Source organism: Bdellovibrio sp. HAGR004 (assembly GCF_055397015.1).
This window is the reverse complement of record NZ_AP029176.1, coordinates 1,083,458-1,107,196: the sequence shown is the minus strand read 5'-3', so window position 1 is coordinate 1,107,196 and position 23,739 is coordinate 1,083,458. Positions and strand designations below refer to the sequence as shown.

At 49.9% G+C, this 23,739-nt stretch carries 24 protein-coding genes; 12 read left to right on the top strand and 12 right to left on the bottom strand.

Features of this window, described 5'->3' with window-relative positions:
* Positions 1 to 4 precede the first annotated feature (4 nt).
* From nadC to ACZ5ZV_RS05665, 4 genes are read left to right on the top strand one after another with little or no spacing between them, the layout of a single operon-like run.
* Complete coding sequence (nadC, locus tag ACZ5ZV_RS05680; protein ID WP_464120472.1) at positions 5 to 829, top strand: carboxylating nicotinate-nucleotide diphosphorylase; 825 nt, start codon at positions 5 to 7, stop codon at positions 827 to 829.
* A complete protein-coding gene (locus ACZ5ZV_RS05675; protein WP_464120471.1) occupies positions 829 to 1,581 on the top strand; it encodes a biotin--[acetyl-CoA-carboxylase] ligase in 753 nt (250 codons plus the stop codon). The genes nadC and ACZ5ZV_RS05675 overlap by 1 nt, the downstream gene beginning before the upstream one ends.
* Before the next feature lie 8 nt (positions 1,582 to 1,589).
* The gene (locus ACZ5ZV_RS05670) at positions 1,590 to 2,138 is read left to right on the top strand and encodes a thioredoxin family protein (protein ID WP_464120470.1); all 549 of its coding nucleotides are present in this window, start codon (positions 1,590 to 1,592) and stop codon (positions 2,136 to 2,138) included.
* Positions 2,139 to 2,142: 4 nt separating this feature from the next.
* Entirely contained in the window at positions 2,143 to 2,679 is a 537-nt protein-coding gene (locus tag ACZ5ZV_RS05665; protein ID WP_464120469.1) for an AraC family transcriptional regulator, read from the top strand.
* A 49-nt stretch (positions 2,680 to 2,728) separates the two neighbouring features.
* Here the strand turns inward: ACZ5ZV_RS05665 and ACZ5ZV_RS05660 are convergent, their stop codons facing one another.
* Positions 2,729 to 3,448, bottom strand: coding sequence for an SIMPL domain-containing protein (locus ACZ5ZV_RS05660; protein ID WP_464120468.1), 720 nt, complete (start codon positions 3,446 to 3,448; stop codon positions 2,729 to 2,731).
* 170 nt (positions 3,449 to 3,618) lie between these two features.
* Between ACZ5ZV_RS05660 and ACZ5ZV_RS05655 the strand changes: the two genes are divergently transcribed.
* Positions 3,619 to 4,263: a YiaD family glycine zipper/OmpA-like lipoprotein gene (locus ACZ5ZV_RS05655; protein WP_464120467.1), complete on the top strand. Its 645-nt coding sequence runs from the start codon at positions 3,619 to 3,621 to the stop codon at positions 4,261 to 4,263.
* 71 nt (positions 4,264 to 4,334) lie between these two features.
* Here the strand turns inward: ACZ5ZV_RS05655 and ACZ5ZV_RS05650 are convergent, their stop codons facing one another.
* Entirely contained in the window at positions 4,335 to 4,913 is a 579-nt protein-coding gene (locus ACZ5ZV_RS05650) for an HD family phosphohydrolase (RefSeq protein ID WP_464120466.1), read from the bottom strand.
* 209 nt (positions 4,914 to 5,122) lie between these two features.
* On the opposite strand from ACZ5ZV_RS05650, the gene ACZ5ZV_RS05645 reads away from it, so the two are divergent.
* From ACZ5ZV_RS05645 to ACZ5ZV_RS05625, 5 genes are all read left to right on the top strand, one after another.
* A complete protein-coding gene (locus tag ACZ5ZV_RS05645; RefSeq protein ID WP_464120465.1) occupies positions 5,123 to 5,602 on the top strand; it encodes a hypothetical protein in 480 nt (159 codons plus the stop codon).
* A gap of 80 nt (positions 5,603 to 5,682) precedes the next feature.
* Positions 5,683 to 7,311 carry an FAD-dependent oxidoreductase gene (locus ACZ5ZV_RS05640; RefSeq protein ID WP_464120464.1) on the top strand — a complete coding sequence of 543 codons (1,629 nt, stop codon included), beginning with the start codon at positions 5,683 to 5,685 and terminating at the stop codon, positions 7,309 to 7,311.
* A 77-nt stretch (positions 7,312 to 7,388) separates the two neighbouring features.
* Positions 7,389 to 7,874: a hypothetical protein gene (locus tag ACZ5ZV_RS05635; RefSeq protein WP_464120463.1), complete on the top strand. Its 486-nt coding sequence runs from the start codon at positions 7,389 to 7,391 to the stop codon at positions 7,872 to 7,874.
* 87 nt (positions 7,875 to 7,961) lie between these two features.
* Complete coding sequence (locus tag ACZ5ZV_RS05630; RefSeq protein WP_464120462.1) at positions 7,962 to 8,729, top strand: substrate-binding periplasmic protein; 768 nt, start codon at positions 7,962 to 7,964, stop codon at positions 8,727 to 8,729.
* Between the two features lie 321 nt (positions 8,730 to 9,050).
* Positions 9,051 to 11,297 carry a hypothetical protein gene (locus tag ACZ5ZV_RS05625; protein ID WP_464120461.1) on the top strand — a complete coding sequence of 749 codons (2,247 nt, stop codon included), beginning with the start codon at positions 9,051 to 9,053 and terminating at the stop codon, positions 11,295 to 11,297.
* Positions 11,298 to 11,375: 78 nt separating this feature from the next.
* On the opposite strand, the gene ACZ5ZV_RS05620 is transcribed toward ACZ5ZV_RS05625, so the two are convergent.
* Positions 11,376 to 13,634 carry an aconitate hydratase gene (locus ACZ5ZV_RS05620; RefSeq protein WP_464120460.1) on the bottom strand — a complete coding sequence of 753 codons (2,259 nt, stop codon included), beginning with the start codon at positions 13,632 to 13,634 and terminating at the stop codon, positions 11,376 to 11,378.
* Positions 13,635 to 13,719: 85 nt separating this feature from the next.
* On the opposite strand from ACZ5ZV_RS05620, the gene ACZ5ZV_RS05615 reads away from it, so the two are divergent.
* Positions 13,720 to 14,439 carry an NAD-dependent deacylase gene (locus ACZ5ZV_RS05615; RefSeq protein WP_464120459.1) on the top strand — a complete coding sequence of 240 codons (720 nt, stop codon included), beginning with the start codon at positions 13,720 to 13,722 and terminating at the stop codon, positions 14,437 to 14,439.
* A gap of 23 nt (positions 14,440 to 14,462) precedes the next feature.
* On the opposite strand, the gene ACZ5ZV_RS05610 is transcribed toward ACZ5ZV_RS05615, so the two are convergent.
* The gene (locus tag ACZ5ZV_RS05610) at positions 14,463 to 14,723 is read right to left on the bottom strand and encodes a peptide methionine sulfoxide reductase (RefSeq protein ID WP_262555654.1); all 261 of its coding nucleotides are present in this window, start codon (positions 14,721 to 14,723) and stop codon (positions 14,463 to 14,465) included.
* A gap of 121 nt (positions 14,724 to 14,844) precedes the next feature.
* On the opposite strand from ACZ5ZV_RS05610, the gene ACZ5ZV_RS05605 reads away from it, so the two are divergent.
* Positions 14,845 to 15,381, top strand: a complete 537-nt coding sequence (locus tag ACZ5ZV_RS05605; protein ID WP_464120457.1) for a hypothetical protein — start codon at positions 14,845 to 14,847, stop codon at positions 15,379 to 15,381.
* Positions 15,382 to 15,432: 51 nt separating this feature from the next.
* Here the strand turns inward: ACZ5ZV_RS05605 and ACZ5ZV_RS05600 are convergent, their stop codons facing one another.
* The 8 genes from ACZ5ZV_RS05600 to ACZ5ZV_RS05565 form a co-directional block, all read right to left on the bottom strand.
* The gene (locus ACZ5ZV_RS05600; RefSeq protein WP_464120456.1) at positions 15,433 to 15,912 is read right to left on the bottom strand and encodes a hypothetical protein; all 480 of its coding nucleotides are present in this window, start codon (positions 15,910 to 15,912) and stop codon (positions 15,433 to 15,435) included.
* A 2-nt stretch (positions 15,913 to 15,914) separates the two neighbouring features.
* Entirely contained in the window at positions 15,915 to 17,882 is a 1,968-nt protein-coding gene (locus tag ACZ5ZV_RS05595) for a BatD family protein (protein WP_464120455.1), read from the bottom strand.
* Entirely contained in the window at positions 17,866 to 18,657 is a 792-nt protein-coding gene (locus tag ACZ5ZV_RS05590; RefSeq protein ID WP_464120454.1) for a tetratricopeptide repeat protein, read from the bottom strand. Before ACZ5ZV_RS05590 ends, ACZ5ZV_RS05595 begins: the two co-directional genes overlap by 17 nt.
* Positions 18,658 to 18,788: 131 nt before the next feature.
* Positions 18,789 to 19,853 (bottom strand): vWA domain-containing protein, encoded by a 1,065-nt coding sequence (locus ACZ5ZV_RS05585; protein WP_464120452.1) that lies wholly within the window; start codon positions 19,851 to 19,853, stop codon positions 18,789 to 18,791.
* Positions 19,853 to 20,863: a vWA domain-containing protein gene (locus ACZ5ZV_RS05580; protein ID WP_464120451.1), complete on the bottom strand. Its 1,011-nt coding sequence runs from the start codon at positions 20,861 to 20,863 to the stop codon at positions 19,853 to 19,855. The genes ACZ5ZV_RS05585 and ACZ5ZV_RS05580 overlap by 1 nt, the downstream gene beginning before the upstream one ends.
* The gene (locus ACZ5ZV_RS05575) at positions 20,860 to 21,753 is read right to left on the bottom strand and encodes a hypothetical protein (RefSeq protein WP_464120450.1); all 894 of its coding nucleotides are present in this window, start codon (positions 21,751 to 21,753) and stop codon (positions 20,860 to 20,862) included. The genes ACZ5ZV_RS05580 and ACZ5ZV_RS05575 overlap by 4 nt, the downstream gene beginning before the upstream one ends.
* Positions 21,753 to 22,622 carry a DUF58 domain-containing protein gene (locus tag ACZ5ZV_RS05570; protein WP_464120449.1) on the bottom strand — a complete coding sequence of 290 codons (870 nt, stop codon included), beginning with the start codon at positions 22,620 to 22,622 and terminating at the stop codon, positions 21,753 to 21,755. Before ACZ5ZV_RS05570 ends, ACZ5ZV_RS05575 begins: the two co-directional genes overlap by 1 nt.
* The gene (locus ACZ5ZV_RS05565; RefSeq protein WP_464121391.1) at positions 22,622 to 23,596 is read right to left on the bottom strand and encodes an AAA family ATPase; all 975 of its coding nucleotides are present in this window, start codon (positions 23,594 to 23,596) and stop codon (positions 22,622 to 22,624) included. Before ACZ5ZV_RS05565 ends, ACZ5ZV_RS05570 begins: the two co-directional genes overlap by 1 nt.
* Between the last annotated feature and the right edge of the window lie 143 nt (positions 23,597 to 23,739).

Here is a 23,739-nt window from a genome sequence, read left to right as displayed (position 1 = left end):
GCTTATGACATTGCTGGAGCTCATCCGCGCAGCCATTAAAGAAGACATGCCAAATGGCGATGTCACCACAGAATCCCTAGCCTTAAAGCCCCGTATGGGACGCGCTCGTTTAAAAGCGAAGGAAGACATCGTTCTTTCCGGCGCCATGGCCTTTGAACAATCCATGCAGTCCCTGGAGCCCACCTGCCGTATCAAATGGCACTTCGAAGAAGGTGATGAAATCCTGAAGAACCAAATCATCTGCACCATCGAAGGTGATCTGGTGCAAATCCTGAAAGCTGAACGTGTGGCCCTGAACTTCCTGGGACACCTGTCCGGTATTGCCACCCACACTCGCCGTTTTGTTAAAAAGATCGAAGGCACCAAAACCAAGATCCTGGACACTCGTAAAACCACACCTGCTTTCCGGGATCTGGAAAAGCGTGCTGTTGTTCACGGCGGCGGCGTGAATCACCGCATGAACCTCAGCACAGCCATCCTGATCAAAGACAACCATATCTCGGTCATGGGCGGCATCACCAATGCCATTAATCGCGTGCGCGAACACAGCAATCTTCCCATTGAAGTGGAAGCTGCGAATCTGGACGGTGTCAAAGAGGCCGTTTCCATGAAGGTGCAAAGAATCCTTCTGGACAACATGGACAACGACACTTTGAAAAAAGCTTTAGAGATCATCCCTACTGAAATCGAAACCGAAGCCAGCGGTAACATGAACCTGGACCGCGTGGCTTCTGTGGCTGCTTTGGGCGTAAACTACATCTCCGTGGGCGCGCTGACTCACTCTGCGCCGTGCGCAGACGTCAGCCTGGTCTTCCAGTGGGAGGACTAATGACGGACACTCCTGTTTCTGATATCCGTATTGGCTATGTGACCTCCCAATGGGCCGAGAGCAATCATCTGTACGTTTCCTATCAAAAGGAAATGCCCAGCACGAATGCTCTGGCCAAGGAAGAAGCCTTCGCAGAAAACCTGATGGAAGAGTCTTTGTGTCTTTATGTGACGGACCACCAAACAGCGGGTCGCGGTCGCGGTAAAAACACGTGGGTGGATTCTCGCCCAGGCAGTGCACTGCTAAGCTCATGGACTTATCTTCTGGGTACTAAGCCTCAACCGACAACATCCTGCTTGGTTGGCCTGGCGGTCTATCGCGCCTGCTCGACGACCTGGCCCTTTCTGCCTTGGAACCTAAAAGCTCCGAATGACATCTATATTGGCGCAAAAAAAGTAGCGGGCATCCTTCTGGAAAATGTCGCTCAAGGTGATGAAGTTCGCTTGATCATCGGTCTGGGCCTGAATGTGACAGCGTCCCCTGAAGAAGTTGAAACATCCACAAGCATTATCGAATCCTTGCCGATGGGCGCTCCGCTGCTGGGCCAGGACTATATGGGCTTCCTGGATCGTCTGTTGTTTGAGTTGACAGATGCTGTTTCACATTCCGATGAAGAGCTGAGCTCGACAGATCAACTGTCTTTGCTGGCAGCTCTGAACCAGCATCCTTTGTTAAAAGAAAAATACACGGGAATGAAAGCCGATGGCAGTTTGCTAATTGGTGAAAAAGAAATCAACTGGTCCACACTGTAGGTGCTGATATGGCTTTGACGTTCACTCCATTTCCAGATCTGGGTAATAGCTGTCCTGATTTCACGTTGCCAGCCGTGGATGGGAAGACCTATTCGCTGGCCGACTTCGCCAAGGGTCATCCTTTGGTGGTGATGTTCATCTGCAACCACTGTCCCTACGTGCAGGCCATTGAAGATCGCCTGATCCAGCTGGGCACAGACTTAAAAAAACAAGGCGTCTCTGTCGTCGCCATCTGCTCTAACGATGAAGTCAGCCATCCGGAAGATTCTTTTGCAAACCTGAAAAAGCGTGCTGAAGAAAAGGGTTACCCTTTCGTATATCTGCATGACAAAACTCAGGACATTGCCAAGAAGTTCGGTGCTGTTTGCACTCCGGACTACTTTGTCTATGACAAGAATCACAAGCTGGCGTATCGCGGCCGCCTGGATGACTCATGGAAAGACGCCAGCAAAGTCACCAAGCGCGAGCTTTATGATGCGGTTCAGACATTGCTAAAAGACGAAAAAGTTTCTGAAGATCAAACGGCCTCTATGGGCTGCTCTATCAAGTGGGTTTAAGAAGATGAAATATGTATTGGTGTTTATTGCTGTAGCGATGATTTCCTTCGGTTTGTTCCTGGCAAACTACCTGGGTGCTTTCCGTGGTGTTGAAATCTCCGAAGTGACTCAAGGACCGTTTAAGATTGTCTATGTTGAGCACGTTGGCCCTTATCACAAAGTGAACAAACAACTGGAGCGCATTGAAAAGTACATGCAGTCCCAGGGCATCACCTGCGGTCGTACATTTGGTGAATACCTGGACAACCCTCGCGAAGTGGAAGAAGCACGCCTGCGCTCCAAAGTGGGCTGCATCCTTGAGGGCGAGCCACCAAAACTGACCGAAGGTTTGCAGCTGGGTGAAATCCCTCAGCGTAAATATGTGATGGCTGTCTTCACCGGATCCCCGGGCATCGGGCCTTTGAAAGTGTATCCGAAAGTGAATGACTTTATGTTGAAAGCCGGCCTGAAGCAGACAGACGCTGTGATTGAAATCTACGAGATTCACTCCATCACAGAGAAAAATGCCATGACCACCACTTACCTGTTCCCTGTACAGTAAATCAGCTCGAGTGCGTGCCGTTAAAGACTCACGCACTCGATCCTAAAAATTAATTGATTTCGTATTCAGCCGTGACTTCCACACGAACTTTGATTTGACCGGAAGACAGCTCTGTCGGAGCCGCCTCGGCTGCCATAGCTTTCAGTCCAAAGTTTCTGAACACCGGTTGCGGTGGGTTGATTCCTGAAGTCCCGTGACTGATCTTGGATACGCCCTTAATTTTAACACCGGCCGCTTTGGCGATTTCATCAGCTTTGGTGCGGGTCATACGAACAGCATCTCCCAAGGCCGCTGTTTCATCCTGAGGACGTTTGTCAGAGTCCCAAGCCAAAGAGTTCACATTCACGCCGGAATCCGTGGTCTTTTTCTCGGCCACCAGGGCATCCAGGAAATTTCCCGCATCCTCGACCTTACGCAAGGTCACAGACAGACTTTGCACCACGCGGAAGCCGACCAACTTATTCTGACGGGTCTTTTGATCGTATTCATATTCCGGGCTCAAAGAATAGTTGTCTGTCTGGATGTCCTCTTTTTTGACCTTGAAATCATCCAATGCCTTTTTAACTTGCTTAAATTGATTGGCCGCCAACTGCTGCGCTTGCTTCGCAGTACTTGCCTTGCTCCATACCTCGACGTTCATATGAACCAGGTTTGGATCCAGTCCTTTTTCCGCCGAACCGCTGACCACGATAAAACGATCTTCGGCGTGAGCAATCATTCCGGTCATCAATGCCGCCGCCAAAAGGCCGGCTCCTAAAACTTTCTTCATGCAATACCCCTTTCCATGGGTGCTATCCCTCAAAGCATAAATCAGACTTTGTAGAAGGCAAAGGGCTAGAATCTTAGTGCAGTATCCCAACCAGACGCAGCGATTCTTATATTGCACTCTGACAGAAATTATCCCGATAATAAGGTCTCAATAATTAAGGAGTTCCCCCCATGAAAAAGATGATTCTGATTGGTACTGCCGTAGCAATGATGCTGACTGGTTGTGCGACAACGAAAGAAAACCCTAACACAGCAAAAGGTGCTGGTATTGGTGCTGCGATTGGCGCCGTAGCCGGAGCTGTGATCGGTCACCAGACTGGTAAACGCAACGAGGGCGCCCTGATTGGTGCGGCTTTGGGTGCTGGTATCGGTGGTGTTGTGGGCAACCGTTTGGACAAACAACAAAAGGAACTGGCAAAGATCGCTGAAACAAAAAGAACCGAACAAGGTTTGATCACGAAACTTAAAAGTGACATCTTGTTTGACACTGGCAAAGCCGATTTGAAGCCCGCAGCAAAAGAAAACATCAATCAACTGGCTGCCATCATGAAGAAGTATCCAGAGAACGTTCTGACCGTTAAAGGTTATACTGACGACACGGGCTCTGCGATGGTGAACAACCCACTTTCTGAAATGCGTGCTAAATCCGTAAGTGCGCAATTGATCGCAGCTGGCGTGCCTGCGCAAACAGTGACGTCTGTGGGTATGGGCGCTGCAAACCCAGTGGACCCGGCTAAGACCAAAGAAGCTCGTGCTAAAAACCGTCGCGTGGAAATCGAAATCACCGTCGACGAATCCAAAGTTCCCAAGTCCTAATTCAAAGGACCGGAAAAAGAAAAAGGGTGAGACTTCCATCTCACCCTTTTTTATTTGTCTTTTAAATGGTCTTATTTCTTCAAAAGGCTTTTCGCCAGATCCATAAAGCGCGCCTCAGTCACTTCCGGCGGCCAAGGGATGATCGGGAAATCAAACGGCTCATCTTCAGAAATACTCCAGGACTTCAGATCCTTGGTGATCAAGTCACGAACTTCCGTTGCCAGCAAACGACGGTCGATCTGTTTCACCACTTTCGGCAGCGGGTATTCCAGATTAAAGCGCTTGGAAATCGCCCAGTGAATGCGGGATTCAATAATTTCAAAATCAGGAAGCAGAGCTTTCACCGGAGATACGAGGTCACCGATATAAGCTTCGGTCGCATCATGAAAAAGCATGTGCAGGGCAATTTCCTTCGTCGGAGACACTTCCGCACCGATGCAGGAATGCTGGCCCACGCTATAGAAGAATCTTGTATGACCGTTGAAGCGAGCCTGACGAGCCAAAGCGCACGCAATGTCTTCAATCATAACCGCATCCGGCTCGGGCTTCAGAATACTGAAGCGGTTTCCAGACAGGGTCACAACCCAAGACTTCTCGATAATTTCTTCGCGATTCAACTTTTCTGGCAGCAGGGGCATTTCAAAATTCATGGATGGTGCTTACCTTATGGCGCCAGCAGTTGCATGACTTTTCTCGTGACCAAAAGCGTTAGATGTAGAAATTGCCGGAACAATAAAAGGACGAAACACCTCTTCTTACACGCCCTTAACTTGAGGAAACCCCTGCTCTTGCCACAAAGTGCCGCCATCTCTTTGCGCAAAGAAGAAAACATTTAAACCCCTTTTAGGAGAACCTAGAAATGAAACAGTTCCTATCCCTTGTTATTGGCCTTCTGACCGCAGCCCCCGCCTTTGCAGGCGTCAATGCTTCCTCTTCCTGGGAAGAGATCATGCGCGATAGATACGCGATTGTGAAAGCCCCTACCGTTTATATGGGCCGCTCTATCGACTACACGTTCGTGTGTCAGGATGGTGACCGTCTGCGCACCCTGAAGCCGGTGGACACCACTGTCAGCCGCACTCGTGGGGACCGCGAAGAAATCATCGTGATTGACCGTGATTACCTGTCCACTCCGATCAACTATCGCCATGAGGTGGACAACTGTGACTGGCGTGGAGAGCGTCGTATCTGCAAGACTGAAATCGTGACGGGCTCTTACCCTTTGACCGTGAATATTCCGGTTTACCGCCGTATTTCCAACAGAAACGTCGAACGTTACGAACTGCTGTTTAGAAAATCTTACACAGTGCCAACGTGCCAAAACGTGACTGTCGATTAAGGACTCTCATTTCCCTTTCAACAAGAGGGGTTCCATGAACTCCTCTTGTGTCTTTCCGAGGCCGATTTTATTAAGACGCCATGCAAAGACGTGACTTCCTTAAAACAGGTATTTCTCTAGCAGCGATCTCTTCACTTCCCGCTTCCGGCCTGGCCAAGGGTTCGGAATGGATGAACGCCAATATGCCGGATGACTGGCCAGTTGCGCGCCTTAAAGACTCTGAAAACAACAGCATCGATTTCAACGGCGACGACATCAATCGCCCGCACGATGCATTCTGGAATATCGACGGCTATATCGCGAAAAAAGGCGGCGAGCCCTCCAGCATCTCTGAAGATTTGGATTTGGATGTGGTTGTTGTCGGTGGCGGGGTTGCCGGTCTTTCCACGGCTTATTATCTGCGTGACAAAAAAATCGCGGTGCTTGAAATGGACTTCCGCCTGGGTGGTAATTCCAAGGGTGAGGCCTATAAAAATGCAATGTATTCCACGGGTGCTGCTTACTTCGTTGAACCTGAAAAGGAAGCACCGCTAGGTCACCTACTGACAGAGCTGGGCGTTTGGGATCATGCTCGTCGTGAGTCTTCGGACCACACCACAGTTCTTTACAACAATAAATTCACGTCTCCATTCTGGAAAGGGGCGACCGACAAAGCCGCTTCCGAGCAGTTCAAAAAAATCTTCACTCGTCTGGCTGAAATCGGTGCTGAAGCTGATTTTGACTATAACGGGGAACTGGCCCGCACCGTCGATCATCTGAATTTCGAGCAATGGCTGAAAAAAGAGTTCGGCGATGTGCACCCTCACCTGCTGGAATACTTCCAGCTTTACGGCTGGAGTTCATTCTGTGGTTCCACCGATGAATTGTCTGCGTATCAGTATCTGGGCTTTATCTGTGCTGAAACTGGCAGTTTGATGGCTTACCCGGGTGGTAATGCCTATGTGGTTCACAAGATGGCTCAGGCCATCCGCAAGTCCGCAGGCACGAAGTCCCTGCGTGCCGGTGCGATCGTTTTGCGTGTGACAACGGAAGGTGATTCCGCAGTTGTGCTATATGAAGATGCGATGGGGAATCTGAAAAAGATCCGCGCTAAAAAAGTCGTTATGGCCTGCCAAAAATTTGTCGCAAGACGAATCATCCCTGAAATGCCCAAAGAACAGTTCGATGCCATTGGCCAGTTGATGTACCGTGCATACTTGGTTGGTAACATCATCACGAAAAAACCATTCCAGAGCCCAAGCTATGAGCTGTACTGCCTGCGTGGACAAGTTCCACCGTCCCCTACAGCGATGAGACGTGGCGACCGCAGCTTCACCGACATCTGCTTTGGCACCTGGGCCCAGCAGGAACAAGTCGATCACAGTGTTCTGACTTTGTATCATGGTATTCCGTACGATGGGGCTCGCCAGTTCCTGTTCAATCCGGCGTCTCACGACAAGTACAAAACACGCTATTTGACCGACGTTGAACCGGTTTTGAAAACGATGAATCTGACTTTGGATGATGTGCATGGCATTCGTTTGACTCGTTGGGGTCATTCTTTGCCGCTGGCGCAGGCGGGATTGATCAAAAAAGGGATTCCGCAAAAGGCCTCCACGCATATCAACAATGTGATTCATTTCGCCAATCAGGACAACTGGGCGAATCCGTGCTTTGAAACGGCCCACCATTGTGCCTTGGAAGCCGTTCACGCCATTCTGAATGACTGATTTGCCGCAGGGATCTGATCGCAAGCTGCAATCAGATCCTTGTGTACAGTCCCCGGCAAAACACGTAAGCTCATTTTATGAGTAATCAAAATTATGTATTTTTGATGGATTGCGTGGACTTCTCGGAAGCGCAAGTGATTCGCTCCTTTCTTATGGCTCAAGGTCTGCACCCCCGTGTGAAAGATGAGCAAACTCGCGGAGTCGCCCCTCATTTTGAAAACCTTCTGGGCAAGCTGACCCTGGAAATCCCCGAACATGAATATATGGAAGCTTCTCAGCTTTTGGAAAGTCGCGAACAACCTCGCATTCAAATTGTCACCGTTCAGGAAGTCGATACTGAAGCCCTTGCCAAGAAAGCTTTGTGGAATGCCATCTTGGGTTGTGTTTTCGTGCCCCTGCTCTGTAATTTCTATTCCATGGTTTTGGGCTATCGCGTTCTTAGACAGGAACGTCCCTTGGGACGTGTCAGCCGCAACAGACTTCTGCTGGCTATCTTGTTCAACTCGATTGCGTTCTATGGCTGGCTGTATTTTGGTCCAAAACTGTTTCCGATTCATTTCTAGTTTCTGACCTTTTTCGGACTTCTGTTTTTGCACACCAGACGCTTGTGTCATTGTTGGGAATCCCCCGGCTAGGGTTACTCTTAAGGTATGAACACAGCAGTCTCACTCCTCTTTACAGCCATACTTTTTGGTTCTTCCGCCTTTGCAGCGCCATCCCTGACCATCATCGGCCAGGACTACGAACCCTTCTATTTTAAATCCGGTACTTCGGGGGTTCAAGGCGCCTGCTATGAGATCATCCAACGCCTTTGCCAGATGGAGCAGATTCACTGCAAGTTTAAGATCGCTCCATTGCGAAAGTTTTTATCCATGCTTCGCGATGGCAAAGCGGATATTGGCTGCCCGATTTCAGCTTCGCCCCAGCGGGAAACCGTTTTCTTTATGACGCCTGTTTTTTCCACCAAGTATTCCTTCTTCGGGCCTGAAAACTACGTCAAAAAAATCAAAGGGTATCCCGACTTAAAAGGCATGAAGGTGGGAGTTTTCAGTCCCTCGATGACAGAGGTCAGTCTGCAAAAGATCCATGAATTTTCGGACAAAGGATTTCTTATCGAACCCGAAGCCACGGTCTTTGTGTCCTTGCGAAAACTGGAAAACAAAGCTTACCCTTTGGCCTACTTAAACCGCGATGTCGCCGCGACCTGGATTCAACGCACGCGCAGCCAATTGCTGGAGGTTCCGGAACTGGGGGAATCCGTCAGCTACTATATGGCGTTTTCCAAAAAGCGCTTCGATCAGACGCAGTTTTCTCGCCTGGAGGGACATCTGCTGGAAATGCGCAAGAATCGCTTTATGGACAGCATCGCGGAAAAATACAAACTTCACTTGTTCCAGGGAAGCGCGCGCAACCCCTGATGTCCTAATCCGAGACAGATTGCCATGTTGATTTTCTTTACATGTCAGAGTTTACAACTGTCGTCCTTTTCAGAGGCTCTTTGAGCCCCGAACGGATCATCAGCTCTCTCACCTTGTCTTTGAAGCTCTTTTTGAGTTTTTACAACGAAACATCATGACTAGAAGATCGACTATTCTCATTTCCGACCGGAAACAGATAGAACACTCTAACATCCCGAATCCACTGATTTTGTTTACGTTCCCCGACCAGATTCCGAAAAAGAAAAGAGCTTGGTTTAAACCTTGCAACAACAGCTTGTGAGTCCATGGGTGGGGAGCAACATGAAATCAAAAATAATCCGATCAGGCTTTACGCTGGCTTTTCTCTTTACCACTGTCACAGTTTATCAAAACTGTGCCCCACAAAATGTAAGCTTTGAAGTATCTTCTGAAGAAATGGCCAGTCAGGTCCGCGGCTTGGGTGACACTTCCTTTACTTTGAATGACGGAAATCCTTTTACCTCCAACAGCACAGTGCAAGTTAAAATCAAGGCGCCTGAAGCCACTCATATCTATCTGACGGATGATTCCAGTTGCAGCTCTGGCGGCACCTGGCAGGAAGTTTCCGCAAGCAAATCCTGGGACCTGAAAAGTTTGAATGCCCTGAACTTTGTCTATGCGAAGTTCAAGAAGAAGACCCGCCTGTCTGAAACAGAGTCCGGCTGTTACTCGGCCTCCATCACTCACGATGATATTGCTCCGGTGGTGATTTTGAATCAAAGACCTGACAGTCTTAGTGGTCTTTCTGAGGCCCGCTTTTCCATGCGTATCAATGATGACTTAAGCGGTTTGGATTATTACGAATGCCAAGTTGTAGGCGCCGGTAAATTCTCTTCCTGTGACAGCGTCAAAGACCTGACTTCCCTGACCGACGGACAGAAGCGCTTTCAAGTGCGCGCAGTGGACCGTGCGGGAAATCGTTCGGATCTTGTGGAGCATTCCTGGGTTGTTGATACAACGGCGCCTTCTGTCAGCATCACATCCAAACCTGCTGCCAACGCGGCTTCCAGCCACGCCGTCTTTGAGTTCACTGCAGATGATGGCCAAGGCACTGGCATTGCGCAAACCCGCTGTTCTTTGGATGGCGCGGCTTTGAAGGCTTGCACTTCTCCGACTTCTTATTCCGGTCTGTTGGAAGGGACTCACACTTTCACAGTTCAGGCTATTGACCAGGTTGGCAACATGTCGGCTCCTTTGACTTACACTTGGAAAAGTCAGGCTTCCAGCACCAATGACTTTTCCATTCTGGGTCTGACTGGGGGCCAGGACACCATCAAAGACAAATATCTTGGATCTGTTTTGCAACCTACCGTACACTGGTCGGCATCTCCAGGAGCCAACGGTTATCGCGTGGCTATTTTGAACGCCTCAGGTTCTACCGTAGTGTGTGCGGAAGCCGCAAGCTCCAGCACTTCTTACGCTTTCACTGCTTCTCAATGTACTTTGGTGAACGGCACAGCTTACAAAGCGCGTGTGGCGGCTTATACTGCGGCGGGCGCAATCAAAGTGGCTCCGCTTTATGATTTCTCTGTGGATGTCACCGCGCCAGTTATTACTGTTTCTGCGCCGACGATGTCGGAAGATCAAAAACAAGCGACCTTCTCGCCGTTTTCTATCAAGGACACTTTGTCTGGGGTTAAGTCTTCAAGCTGTGTTCGTAAAATGGGGACGGCTTCAGAGACTATCAACAACTGTCATTCCCAGACTTCTTTGGTCTTTAAAAATCTTCTTCCGGGGGATCATACACTGACCGTAACGGCCACTGATGCCGCTGGAAACGTGGCGACCAAAGCCATCGCCTTTGTTGCCAAGAAAATCGTCTGCGATCCGTTCTCGACCAGTGCGATTGCCTGCCGTCAGGGTTGGAAGGGCAGCATCTATTACTATGCGGGCGAAGGTGGCGGCTGGACTCAGTTGAAAGACTATTTTGAAAAAGGCACCGATGCGAACGTGATTCTTTATATGTCACAGATCTTCGTTCCAACTCGCACTTTCTCGAATGGCTTCCCGACAACTGACGGTGATCTGGTGAAAAAGAAAGCCTCTGACGGTGGCAGCAAATTGGTGGAGTGGTTCGCGCTGCGCATGAACACGATCATGAAGCTGAAATCCACAGACACTGCCGGGTACTATCAGTTTGCCCTGCTTTCTGATGACGGTTCGAAGCTTTACATTGCTGACAGCAAGACGTCGTCGTTCAAGCAAGTCATCGACAATGACCTGAATCATTCCACCAAGATGGCTTGTTCCACAACTGCGATCTATATGGATGCCAGCTCGAAAAAACCAGCCCTTCTGGAATACTATCAGGGACCGCGCACAGCCATTGCGTTGAGTCTGGTGTACCGCAAGGTTTCCAGTGCGACTCCGGCCACGGCGGCTCCGTGCGGAGAAGTCACTCAGGACTTCTATGGCTTTATGGATAACAATACCGGCAACTATGCTGGCAGTAAATATGAAGAGGCCATGAAGCAAGGCTGGAAACCGATGACGGCCGATAACTTCCTGCTGGACGAAACGATTCCTTAATTATTTAAGACTTAAAAAAGAAAAAGCCCTGGCGTTGTGGCACCAGGGCTTTTTTGTTTTGAACTATTCAGGATCTAATTAAAGACCGCGGATCAGGTTCAACGCACTTCCCGCACGGAACCATTTCAACTGTTCTGCGTTGTAAGTGTGTTTCAACTCGATGGATTCAGTAGAACCATCTTTGTGTTTGATGTTCATTTTCACATGTTTGCCTGGAGCAAGATCTTTCAGATCCACCAATGAAACATGATCTTCTTCCTGGATTTTGTCGTAGTCTTTTGGATTTACGAACGTCAAAGCCAGAACACCTTGTTTTTTCAAGTTGGTTTCGTGGATACGAGCAAAAGACTTCGTGATCACAGCTGTGCAACCCAAGAATCTTGGAGACATCGCCGCGTGCTCACGGGAAGAGCCTTCACCATAGTTTTCATCCCCGATGATCACCCAGCCTTTGTTTGCTTTTTGGTAAGCACGAGCCACCTGAGCAAATTCTGCTGTTTCACCAGTCAGAAGGTTTTTACCTTTACCGATTTCACCTGTGAACGCGTTATCCGCACCCAACAACATGTTGTTAGAAATGTTGTCCAAGTGACCACGGTAGTTCAACCACTTACCACCCGGAGAGATATGATCTGTCGTACATTTGCCCTTTGCTTTCGCAAGAACCAAATTATCAACGAAGTCCTTACCGTCCCACTTCGTGAACGGAGAAAGAAGTTGCAAACGCTCGGACGTCGGGCTCACTGCTACTTGAGCCTGAGCACCTGCTGGTTTTTGGTAACCTTCAGTGTCCGGGATGAAGCCTTGAGCCGGAAGTTCTGGAGCTACTGGAGCTTGCAACTTCACTTTGCCTTTTGGCCCTTCTAGTTCGTCAGTCGCCGGGTTGAAGTCCAAACGACCTGCAAGACCCAAAGCCATCACGATTTCCGGAGAACCGATGAATGCCAAAGTTTCTGGATTCGCGTCGTTACGTGCACGGAAGTTACGGTTGAAGGAAGTCACGATGGTGTTCTTCTCTCCAGTTTTAACGTCGTCGCGCTTCCACTGACCGATGCAAGGACCGCAAGCGTTCGCAAGAACAGTTGCACCCACTTCGTTGAAGGTCGCCATTTGACCATCACGTTCGATGGTTTTCTGGATCTGAGTGGAACCTGGAGAAACCAGGAACGGTTGATTCATTTTCACACCAACATCCATAGCTTGTTTCGCCACGAATGCCGCACGACCGATATCTTCGTAAGAAGAGTTCGTGCAAGAACCGATCAACGCAGAAGAAATCTTGATTGTGTAACCTTTTTCAGCCGCTTCTTTTTTCAAAGCAGAGATTGGGCGAGCGATGTCCGGAGAGTGAGGACCCACCAGGTGTGGTTCCAAAGCAGACAAATCGATCTCGTAAACTTCGTCGAAGTACTTGCCTGGGTTTGCCACAACGTCAGCATCCGCAGCCAAAAGTTCCTTGTGAGCATCAGCCACTTTGGAAAGCTCTTCGCGGCCGGTGGATTTCAAGTAAGCCGCCATGCGGTCATCGTATGGGAACACAGAGCAAGTCGCGCCCAGTTCCGCACCCATGTTTGTGATAGTTGCTTTACCTGTGCAAGAAATTGAAGTTGTACCTTCACCGAAGTACTCAACGATCTTATCAGTACCACCTTTAACAGTCAGCATTCCGCAAAGCTTCAAGATCACGTCTTTAGCAGACGCCCAGCCAGTCAGCTTGCCTTTCAGGTGAACACCGATCAGCTTAGGATTTTTAACTTCCCAAGGAAGACCGACCATCACGTCAGAAGCGTCAGAACCACCAACGCCCACAGCACACATACCCAAACCACCCGCATTCGGAGTGTGGGAGTCTGTACCGATCATCAAACCACCTGGGAACGCGTAGTTTTCAAGGATGACTTGGTGAATGATACCAGCGCCTGGTTTCCAGAAGCCGATGTTGTAACGGGAAGAAGTTGTTGCCAAGAAGTCGAAAACTTCTTTGTTGGACATGTTGGACGCTGTCATATCAGCGTCTTTACCTTTGTACGCCTGGATCAAGTGATCACAGTGCACAGTGGAAGGCACAGCTGCTTCATCTTTACCAGCAAGCATGAATTGCAACAAAGCCATTTGCGCTGTCGCATCTTGCATTGCCACACGGTCTGGTCTCAAAAGCAGGAAGCTTTCACCACGAACCAATTCTTGATTTTGTGGGTCGTCCAAGTGACCGAACAAAATTTTCTCCGCCAAAGTCAAAGGGCGGTTCAAGCGATTGCGAACAACAGCCAATCTTTCAGCTGTCTTCTTGTAAACGTTCTGCACCATTTCTGGCGTAGTTTCGATTTTCGAAGCCATTGTAATTGCCTTTCTTTGAAGAACGCCCCATCCTAATGAAAATCAGTTGAAATCTCAACGAATCCAGCACGTTGCGCGAGGCATAATGGACTTAAGGCTTTTTAAGAATATAGTCATCCTCACAGGCGCGGGAATCTCGGCAGAAAGCGGGATTCGCACGTTCCGGGACCAAAATGGCCTGTGGGAAGACCATCGCATCGAGGACGTCGCCACACCTGAAGCTTTTGCTCGAAATCCAGCCCTGGTCCAGCGCTTTTACAACATGAGACGGGCTCAACTGAGAGACCCCGCCCTGCACCCAAACGCCGCCCACTCCGCCCTGGTGGAGCTGGAGAATATTTGGGAAGGAAACTTCCTTTTGGTCACCCAGAACGTCGACAACCTTCACCGCCGGGCCGGGTCTAAAAACCTGCTGCACATGCACGGCCGGCTGGACCAGGTTTTCTGCCTTCACTGTGATGAGCACTTTGAATGGCTTCTGGATCTGGCTGTGGATGAACCCTGCCCTCATTGTGGGCGCCGCGGCGGAGTCCGCCCCGACATCGTGTGGTTTGGGGAAATGCCCCACCACATGGAGGAAATCTATGAGGCGTTGGATAAGGCCGACTACTTTGTTTCGATTGGAACAAGTGGGAACGTCTATCCGGCCGCCGGGTTCGTGCGACTGGCCTGGAAAGCGAAGAAAATAGAAATCAATCTCAAGGACACCGAGATTTCCCCCGCATTCGACCAGCACTTTATAGGGCCGGCCTCCACAGAGGTTCCAAGATTTATTTCAGAATTCCTCGAAGAAGGCGGCCGCTAGAACTCAGGCCTCCGACACCGCTCTTAGTATCCCGGGGCGCCAGCTTCGTTTTCGCTGCCCTTCAGGTGTGGCTGTTCACGATGGAAAAGCTCAAGATAGTCCTGATAGCCTTCGTGTTTTAGGTCTTTGACGGGAACAAAACGCAACGCAAATGGATTCATCCAATAATCCCCTTGAGCGCGGATCAAGATGGGCTCCCCCGTTTTGCCATCGACGAAAAGACCTTCGATCTCTTCACCACCAATGTCGTTGAGATGCCGAAAGGGAGAATAATCCGGTGTCATAGGAACCTCCTTAGCGCGAGTCTTTATTTTCAGCCCTGTCGCGGACCCTGTCCATTTGCCACTAAGCAAAATATATCTAATTTGTTCTTGGCATTCAGCTTCTGTTCGATAGTCTAGATACATGATTCAACTTTTATTTGCTCTGACACAATTGGCGTTCGCGGCTCCGCAACAGGCTGTGACTTATTATGACCGCCCCTGCTACAGCGATGATGGAGATGTTCTCACAACTCATCTTCAGGTACAGGACGGCAAATGGGTCCTAACTCATATTGCTTATGAGGAAGATGCCTGCAAGCAGTCCTATCTGGCTTTTGAGATTCAGTACGGCGTGCGCATTGATGGCGGCAATGTGGATCTGACGGTGACCGAGTCCTCTTACACTCCTCTGACCGAGGAAGTGGCTGAAGCGCTGAACATGGTTCGCTACTGTGAATACACGGACTGGAGACGCAACGAAAAGAAAGTGGTTTCTGGTTACCTGTGTGATGAGTACAAAGCCCCCAACGTGGGCGATAAGACTTACTCTATCTTTAAAACCGAACCAAAAGACGGACAGGAGCTTTTCTATCTTGGAACTGCTTCGCAAGAAAGCAGTGGGAAGTCCCCGTTCCAGCGTCACAAAAAATTTGAGCGCCTGCCGTTTTACAGACGCTAAAAACAAGAAAAGCGCTCCCAAGGAGCGCTTTTCTTATGTCGGTTCAACAACCTAACGTTTCACTCTCTTCTTATTTTCAAAGATGTAGGGATAGAAGAGATTGACCACTTTCCCGTTTCGCTGACTCTGTAGCTTTTCGAATTTTGTCTGACGAATTGACGTTTCAATACAATCATTCAAAGCTGTCGAAGCTGGGCGAACGCGGTTTTCCTTGAACTCGAACTGCGTCACCGTGCCTTCTGAATCAAAACTGAAATCCACCACTACTTTTCCGGTCGGAATGGGTTGATTCTGTGCCGTGGCTTCGGCGACCGTTTGATCATAGCACTTTTTAAACCCGGCCATTGCCAGATCCTTGTTCGTCTGCGGAGTACTTTCCAATGAAACCTCTCCCTTTCCTGGGGCTGTCAATGTCAGCATTTCTGCCGGAGCAGAATCCTGCGCCGGCACAGAAGTCAGCTCGACCGGAGGTGTTGGGGATTGTGCTTGCAAAGTCAGCGCGGTCAGTGATGTCAATAAAAGGGCTTTCATAGTTATTTCTCCTCTACGGCCGAAACCACCGAGCCAAGAACTTTCTTAGCCTGGTCCGCCTGGGTCTTCATGGTCTCTTTTTCTTTCATTTTGCCCAGCATTTCTTCCGGAGCAAAACTCAGGGTTTGGAAGAACTCAAAACTTTTGGTGATGGCATCACCGTGATCACGACGAACACTTGGCGGAATCATTTCCAACAGACGTTCAATTTCCTGCGCAGCCCCCCCCGATCCAGAGATCTCTCCCAGAACAGTGTAGAAGGTGTTAGTCATTTCAACACCGACCTTTCGGTGGTCATTCTTGGCCAACGCCGCATCCACAACCTTAAAGCGCTTTTGCACAAGCTCTTTCAAGCTGCGACGGCGACGACCCCAGCCGAATTCACGCTGGGCTTTAACCAACAACAACGCGGACGCCACAGAGTACAGCACAGCCCAGAACCACGGGCGATAAAGAACACTGGCTTCCGCCGCTGGTTGCCATTGCATCAATGGATCCGGCAGGCGGTTTTCAACCACTTTGGCCTGCTGTGGTTTGGTCGTATCCGCCATGCGCGAAGAGGATCCCACAGGGGCATTCGGGTTGTTGGACACTTGTAAATTGATCGGATCGGTGGCGCGTGTGTAGTATTTTTTGCTCTGCGGATCAAACATGCTGACACTCAAACCAGGAATGCTCACCGGGCCTTCCTGACGGGGGATGACCAGCACTTCAAATTCTTTGTAGCTTCGACCGTTTTTGAAGAACTTGGATTCGGATTTACTGTCGTACTGTTCAAGCCCTGCTGGCAGATTCAACGCCGGCAAATCAATCATCTTGGCATTGCCGGCCCCTTCAAAGCGAATCTTCAAACTAAAGGGCTGGTTGACCAGGACATTGTTGTTCTCAACAGAGGCATGGAATTCAAACTGCCCTACCGCCCCGGTAAAGTCTGCCGGACGCCCTTCCAATGGCAAAGGCTTCACTTTGATGGGAACACGTGCGGAGCTTTTGGTGTACTCGTAAGGCTTGCCGTAAAATCCAAAGCCCTGTGCCGGCAGTCTGACACGGGACTTGATTTTGTATTCGTCAATAGTGGCTGTCCCAGGCTTGATCGGAAACAGCGCGTGTGAGGCTAAAAGCGCCTTCTTCCACGGAACACCATTGACGACTTCTTCCATAAACTGGATGGATGGAACTTCCTCGATGATCTCTTTCCAGAAGCCCTTCAGACTTGGGAACTTCAGACGATCCAAGGTTTCCATCTGGCCGCGAGTGTAGATGTACCAATTAACTGTGACCTGCTCGCCTTCAAAAACCTCGGTCTTGTCAACTTCAACGGAAATGAAGAAAGCCTCGTTTGGATTGGTCGGCAAACTGCGGAAGGCCGCATCCGGCAAATTAGAAGCACTGGGGTAACCATTGTACTGATCCTCTTGTGCCGGTCCCTGGAAGCCGCGCATGCGATTGCGCAAGAGCTGATCGAAGATTTCCTGCTCGGCACGATCCATCTCTTCAAACGGATCGTCAAATCCCGGCAAAGTGGGACGCTTCGGTGGTTTGGGGACACGACCTTGAGATTCATTTCCCACCTTAATGACCACGGGCTGAGTGCGATGAACCTTCCCGCCAACAACAACCTCAAAAGACCCCACACTTAAAGTGCCGGTCTTTTTGGGAGCCATTTGATAGTGAAACTCGCGGCGACGCTGCGTTTGAAACTGCATGCCTGATGGAGTTTCAACCAGCTTTTGTGCTACGGCGTTGGACGTCCAGTTGTTCAAAAGATCAAAACCTTCCAAATCGGGCAAACGCGGATCTTGAATATCCACATCTTCCGAACTCACCACCACGACACTGAGGGTGAACGTATCCCCCAGGCCCATTTCATTGCGATCCACCGTCGAAGTGACCGTCGTCCCGGCGGCCTGGGCCAACAGCCCAAAGAAAATAAAACTAAGAAAGAACAGGAAATTACCAGTCTTTATCACGAGGCTGCTCCTTCACATCTTTGCGATTGTACTCGGCACGGATCTTTTCTTCCTGCTGCTTAAGTTCGCCCAGGATTTTCTTCACATCAGCTTCAGACAGTTCTTTGCCGTTGAACGGACGAGGTTTGTATTTCTGAGACTGCTGCTTCTGTTGACCCTCTTGAGGTTCTTTTTCCTGATCCTTTTGATCCTTCTGATCTTTGCCTTCTTGATTCTGTTGATTCTGATTCTGCTGCTGATCACCCTGCTGAGGCTGGTTCTGCTGTCCCTCGCCCCCGCTTTGACCTTTTTGCTGCTGGATCAAAAGTTCGATATTAGTTTTGACTTCATTCGAAGATGGAATGATTTCCAAGGCTTTCTGATAAGCCGCCAAAGCCTCATCCACCTGCTTGGCCTTGCCTAAGAGCTGCGCCTGATTAAAGCGCGCCATGAACACCAACGGGAAGTTCTTATCCAGCAAAGCCAGCTTTTCTGCTTCCTTGTAGGACTGCAAAGCCTTCTCGGCCTGCTGCTGCCCCTCAAAACTCAAACCCAAATTCAAATGCAACTGCCCAATAAACGGATCATACCGCAATGCCTGCAGATACTTCTCCATCGCCGCCGGATAAGTCTGACCAGTGATGGCCTTATTCGCCTCCCGGTTCAACTCCAACGTCTTCAAATGAGGCCTGCCCGGCCCACAGCCGGAAGCCAAAAGCGAAAGCGACACAACACACAAAGCTTGGCCTATGGTTTTTGCTCGAAGCAAGTTCCACAGCGAGCCACCGGCCATCATATTAACCCCCTGCCCCTGTCGAGCGAGGATCAAACGGCCAGGAAGGCCGTTTGAAGCATTGTCCGAAGGAGCTCGGGCAGGAGCCCGAGACACTGTTCGAAGATTCGAGTAAAAACCACAGGCCAAGCGCTTCATGCTGGGGGTACCTCGTAGCGGCCTTTCCAGAATCGGAAAGAGGTGCGGCGCTCACCCAAGAACAACTCGAGCAGCGCAATGATAACTCCGATCATCAAAATAGTCTGGAAGCGTTCTTCATACTGAACGGCCATGGTGGTGTCGAACTGAGCTTTTTCAAGTTTACTGATGTCTTCAACCAAAAGCTTGGTTTGTTCCCCGCCGAAGGTGGCAAAATAGAAACTTCCTTGACCCGCCTCGGCCAGGGCACGCAACGCGTCCCCCTTCACCGTCGTCAGAATTGTCTGACCTTGGCGGTCCTTCTTATAACCCTTCAAAAAGCCCATGCCATCACGAACCGGGATCGCACCACCCTTTTCTGTCCCGTAGGCCAGCGAGAAAATGCGAATGCCCTCTTGGGCCATTTTCTTTGCTTCATCCAAAGCCCCTTGCTCATGATCTTCCCCGTCCGAGGCAATCAGGATCACACGGGTGACTTTCACAGTGTCATCAGTGGTGACACCGCCACGCTCAAAAGCTTCCTTGGAGATTTTCAACGCCTCTGTGAAGTTAGTTCCTTGGGAAGACACCGAACTTGGCTCCAAGGATTCCAGATACATTTTGATCGCACCAGGGTCATTAGTCAGGGGTGACAACAGTGCGGCTGATCCGGCGAAGGCTACAATACCGACCTTGTTTCCCGGCATCAAATCCACCAGACGGCTCAGCTCGGCTTTGGCCTGCGCCAAACGAGACGGTTTTACATCCTCGGCCATCATACTTTCTGAAACGTCCACGGCAAAAATGATCTCGACCCCTTCGCTTTTGACTTCCTGCTGGGACTCTCCCATTTGCGGGCGAGCCAGGGCGAGCACAAAACAAAGAACAGCCAGGACCTGTAGCGCTGTTTTGATGGAGCGTTTTTTTCGCGATACGGAGCTGGATAAGAACGGATACAACCTGGAGCCAATCGCCGTTTCCATTTGCTTACGGGAACGACGGTCAAAGAAGATCCCGATCAGAATAGTCACGGGGATCAGCCACAAGTAGTTAAAGGCGGCTATGTTTTCAAAGCGAAACATTACGGCACCCTCCTTAACCAGGAACGACCCAACAACAGGCCCGCCAGATACAAAATCAATCCGGCAATCAAAAACGGCGGGAATTCTTCGGTGTAGTTGGTGTATTTGTTCACATCGATCTTGGTTTTCTCCAAACGGTCGATGTCGTTAAAGACATTGCGAAGGGCCCCTTCGTTGGTGGCGCGATAGTATTTACCGCCCGTATCAGAAGCCATGCGATTTAAAAGTTCTTCGTTCACAGTGCTTTCAAAGGGCTGATAGGTTTTCACCTTTTGACCGAAAATATCACGGCCATAAACCGGGATGCGTGTCGGACCGTCTTTACCAATGCCGATGGAATAAACCTTAATACCGTAACCCTTGGCGATCTCAAGACCTGTTTCCGGGTCAATGGTCCCTGAGTTGTTTTCCCCGTCTGTCATAAAGATCATCACGCGGCTGCGCGCTTGGGAATCCTTCAAACGACCCGCAGCATTGGCCATGGCAACACCCAAAGCCGTACCATCTTTGATCTTTGCACTGGAGGCACTGGAAATATCCGCCACCCTTTGCAGGATCATCTGATAATCCAATGTCGGTGGAACCATCGTAAAGGATTCACCGGCAAAAACCACCAGACCGATGCGATCAGAGGTGCGGCCTTCGATGAACTTCCCGATGGTTTCTTTGGCGGCTTCCAGACGATTCAGCGGCTTCATGTCTTCGATCAACATACTGTCGGACACGTCCAGACAGATGACGATATCAATACCTTCCACATTCTTGCGAACCTTGGTGTTCATCGTCTGTGGACGGGCCAGCGCCACAATGACCAGAATCAAACCCAGTGCCTTCAAGATATTTGGAAGATGCATCAGACGTGTACGCAAAGTCGGCGCAACTGACTTTAGCAGTTCAACCGAGCCAAACTGCAGCGTCGGTGTCTTTTTTTTGCGCTGCCAGAAGATCCACACCAGCACTAAAACAAGGGGAACAAGGAACCAAAAGGCCCATAAGGAATGGTAAGTCATGATGACAACCTTTCCATCTTTTCAGCCAGAATGCGCGCCTGGGTTGCCAGATTCAGCACATCGGTACTGGACAGATTTTTGCGGTCTTTAAAAGCCAATTGGTATTCACGCAGAACTTTTTTAAGGTCCTCAGAAAGCTCCGCATAAACTTTGCCATGGTATTTTTTTAAATCCTTGATCACCAGACGCTCGCTCCATTCCAGCGCCGGAACACGGAACTGACGGGTCAGGAATAATTTAAAACTTTTATGGGTTTCAACCAGAACTTCATCAATCTGAGCTGAATCAGCATCCTGACCAAAGAACACAGGGTTGGTTCTTTGCAGACGTCGGAACTGCTGATGAAATTCGGCCAAGGGACTGAGAGCTGAATCATGCTCACGCAAGCGATCAAGCATATTGCGTCTTTGCACCACTCGATAGACTTTGGAAATTGCGATCAATATCAGCAAGCCGATAAACCCGGCTAACAAAGCCCAATACAGCATCGGCACCCCAATACTGGCGGGTCCGATCGGACCGAAGGGTTCTTGCTTGACCGGAGCTTCGCCGGGCTGTTGCGGTGGCAGCACGGATTGCACCCCATAGTGAATGGGACCTAAGCTGAGGGTTTGAACACCATCAGAAATTTGTAGATCTTCAAATTGGATGTTGCCAGCTGTATAAGCTGTGGCCTTGATATCGGCCTGGGTTGGCGACCGGAACTCAAACCCCAAAAAATGAATTTGATACTTCTGTTCTGGTTTTAGAACAAAATGAAGCTTTTCCTGTTGCAGATTTTTAGGGAAATCCCCGTCACAGACCAGCAAAAACTCGCGCCCGACTGTGAGCTCGTTGTCTTTAAGTCCCTCAACACTGGGAATTTCTGCCTTACACTGAATCGCCGCCATTATTTTCTCTTCTTAAAGAAGGCCACCAAAGGATTCACGTAATCCTCGCTGGACTTCACATCCACCCGCTCCACCTGTGCCAGGCGAAGCATCTTATCCCGCTGATCTTTACGTTTGTTCACGGCTTCTTCGTACTGTTCACGGAAACCTTGAGAAGACGTATCCACCGTGACGATTTCACCGGTTTCGGCATCCTGCACTTCGATGACACCCATCGCAGGCAAAGAGTATTCCGCCGCGTCGTTCACCACACAGGCCACAACGTCGTGTTTTCTTCCCAACAAACGCAAGGACTGTTCAAAGCCCTGATCCATAAAATCGCTAAAGACAAAGACCGTCGCACGTTTTTTCAAAACCCCCTGCAGGTATGAAAACCCGGCAGAAAGCTTGGTGCGATGGCTTTTGGGTTTATAGTAAAACAAATCACGCAAAAGACGATGCACGTGGCCTCGGCCTTTTTTCGGTGGTACAAAGTGTTCCACCTGATCGCTGAACAGCAACAAACCAATCTGGTCGTTGTTCTTCACTGCAGAAAACGCCAACAAGGCTGCCATATGAGTCATCACTTCACCCTTAAAATAAGGGCCCGTTCCGAAATCACTGGAACCACTGACGTCCACGGCCAGAATCAGAGTCAGCTCGCGCTCTTCTTCAAAGGTTTTGATGTACGGTTTTCCCGTGCGCGCGGTCAGCGGCCAGGAGATCGAACGCACATCATCGCCCGGAACGTATTCCCGGAAATCCGCAAAGGTCATACCCTGGCCTTTGAATGCCGTGTGGTACTCACCCGCAAAGAGATTGTTCACAAGCTTCCTTGTGTTGATCTCCAGCAGTTTGACCTTTTTTAAGACCTCAGGAGGCAGGCTCACTAGGGCACCTCTACCTGACTCAGGATTTCTTTGATGATGTCATCGGTTTTGATATTTTCCGCTTCCGCTTCATAAGTCAGAATCAGACGGTGGCGCAGAACGTGGTAGGCAATGGCCTTCACGTCTTCGGCTGTCACATAACCGCGACCACGCAGGAACGCGTGAGCTTTCGCTGCACGATACAAGCTGATCGTCGCACGCGGAGATCCGCCGACGTTGATCAGATTGGCGATACGGCTCAGGCCATATTCCCCCGGTTTACGGGAGGCCATGATCAGTTCCACGATGTAGTTTTTAATTTTGTTATCCACGTAGATCTGATCCGCACGCTCGGAAGCTCGCAGCAGGTCTTCTTTGGAAATCACAGAGTTCACGACCGGTTTTTCGTTCGTGCCCATGCGGTTTAGGATCTCAAGCTCTTCGCCTTTACCCGGATAAACGACGTTGATCTTGAACATGAAACGGTCCATCTGCGCCTCTGGCAGTGGATACGTTCCCTCTTGCTCTAGTGGATTTTGTGTCGCCAAAACCAGGAAAGGGGCCGCCAGCTTGTAGGATTCCTCCCCGATAGTGACCTGCTTTTCGGCCATGGCTTCCAGCAACGCGGACTGCACCTTTGCAGGGGCACGATTGATCTCATCGGCCAGCACGATATTGGTAAAGATCGGTCCTTTACGTGGAGCGAACTCACCTGATTTTGGATTGAAAATCATCGTCCCGATCAAATCCGTCGGCAGAAGATCCGGCGTGAACTGAATACGTTGGAAATCCAGGGAAATGGATTTAGAAACGGTGGCAATGGTCAGCGTCTTTGCCAAGCCTGGCACACCTTCCAGCAGGATATGCCCGCCGGTCAGAAGGCCCATCATGATGCCTTCCACCATTTCTTTTTGCCCTACGACAACTTTGTTGATTTCCGCCATCATCTTATCAATGAATTGGCTTTCCTGCTTGATTGCGGCATTTAGGGCCATGATATCGACTTCACTCACGTTCTTGCCTCCCGGAGAATAGAACTAATCTATTTCACAATTATCCCAAAGACTTCGCAAGTTTAGAGTTGCCATGTCAGGAAAAACTATTTTGAGGGCTGGCATAACGCCGCGTCCTCCCCGCT

Coding starts and splice junctions, on each gene's coding strand:
- nadC (WP_464120472.1), top strand. CDS start 5: ATGACATTGCTGGAGCTCATCCGCGCAGCCATTAAAGAAGACATGCCA.
- ACZ5ZV_RS05675 (WP_464120471.1), top strand. CDS start 829: ATGACGGACACTCCTGTTTCTGATATCCGTATTGGCTATGTGACCTCC.
- ACZ5ZV_RS05670 (WP_464120470.1), top strand. CDS start 1,590: ATGGCTTTGACGTTCACTCCATTTCCAGATCTGGGTAATAGCTGTCCT.
- ACZ5ZV_RS05665 (WP_464120469.1), top strand. CDS start 2,143: ATGAAATATGTATTGGTGTTTATTGCTGTAGCGATGATTTCCTTCGGT.
- ACZ5ZV_RS05660 (WP_464120468.1), bottom strand. CDS start 3,448: ATGAAGAAAGTTTTAGGAGCCGGCCTTTTGGCGGCGGCATTGATGACC.
- ACZ5ZV_RS05655 (WP_464120467.1), top strand. CDS start 3,619: ATGAAAAAGATGATTCTGATTGGTACTGCCGTAGCAATGATGCTGACT.
- ACZ5ZV_RS05650 (WP_464120466.1), bottom strand. CDS start 4,913: ATGAATTTTGAAATGCCCCTGCTGCCAGAAAAGTTGAATCGCGAAGAA.
- ACZ5ZV_RS05645 (WP_464120465.1), top strand. CDS start 5,123: ATGAAACAGTTCCTATCCCTTGTTATTGGCCTTCTGACCGCAGCCCCC.
- ACZ5ZV_RS05640 (WP_464120464.1), top strand. CDS start 5,683: ATGCAAAGACGTGACTTCCTTAAAACAGGTATTTCTCTAGCAGCGATC.
- ACZ5ZV_RS05635 (WP_464120463.1), top strand. CDS start 7,389: ATGAGTAATCAAAATTATGTATTTTTGATGGATTGCGTGGACTTCTCG.
- ACZ5ZV_RS05630 (WP_464120462.1), top strand. CDS start 7,962: ATGAACACAGCAGTCTCACTCCTCTTTACAGCCATACTTTTTGGTTCT.
- ACZ5ZV_RS05625 (WP_464120461.1), top strand. CDS start 9,051: ATGAAATCAAAAATAATCCGATCAGGCTTTACGCTGGCTTTTCTCTTT.
- ACZ5ZV_RS05620 (WP_464120460.1), bottom strand. CDS start 13,634: ATGGCTTCGAAAATCGAAACTACGCCAGAAATGGTGCAGAACGTTTAC.
- ACZ5ZV_RS05615 (WP_464120459.1), top strand. CDS start 13,720: ATGGACTTAAGGCTTTTTAAGAATATAGTCATCCTCACAGGCGCGGGA.
- ACZ5ZV_RS05610 (WP_262555654.1), bottom strand. CDS start 14,723: ATGACACCGGATTATTCTCCCTTTCGGCATCTCAACGACATTGGTGGT.
- ACZ5ZV_RS05605 (WP_464120457.1), top strand. CDS start 14,845: ATGATTCAACTTTTATTTGCTCTGACACAATTGGCGTTCGCGGCTCCG.
- ACZ5ZV_RS05600 (WP_464120456.1), bottom strand. CDS start 15,912: ATGAAAGCCCTTTTATTGACATCACTGACCGCGCTGACTTTGCAAGCA.
- ACZ5ZV_RS05590 (WP_464120454.1), bottom strand. CDS start 18,657: ATGATGGCCGGTGGCTCGCTGTGGAACTTGCTTCGAGCAAAAACCATA.
- ACZ5ZV_RS05585 (WP_464120452.1), bottom strand. CDS start 19,853: ATGTTTCGCTTTGAAAACATAGCCGCCTTTAACTACTTGTGGCTGATC.
- ACZ5ZV_RS05580 (WP_464120451.1), bottom strand. CDS start 20,863: ATGACTTACCATTCCTTATGGGCCTTTTGGTTCCTTGTTCCCCTTGTT.
- ACZ5ZV_RS05575 (WP_464120450.1), bottom strand. CDS start 21,753: ATGGCGGCGATTCAGTGTAAGGCAGAAATTCCCAGTGTTGAGGGACTT.
- ACZ5ZV_RS05565 (WP_464121391.1), bottom strand. CDS start 23,596: ATGGCCCTAAATGCCGCAATCAAGCAGGAAAGCCAATTCATTGATAAG.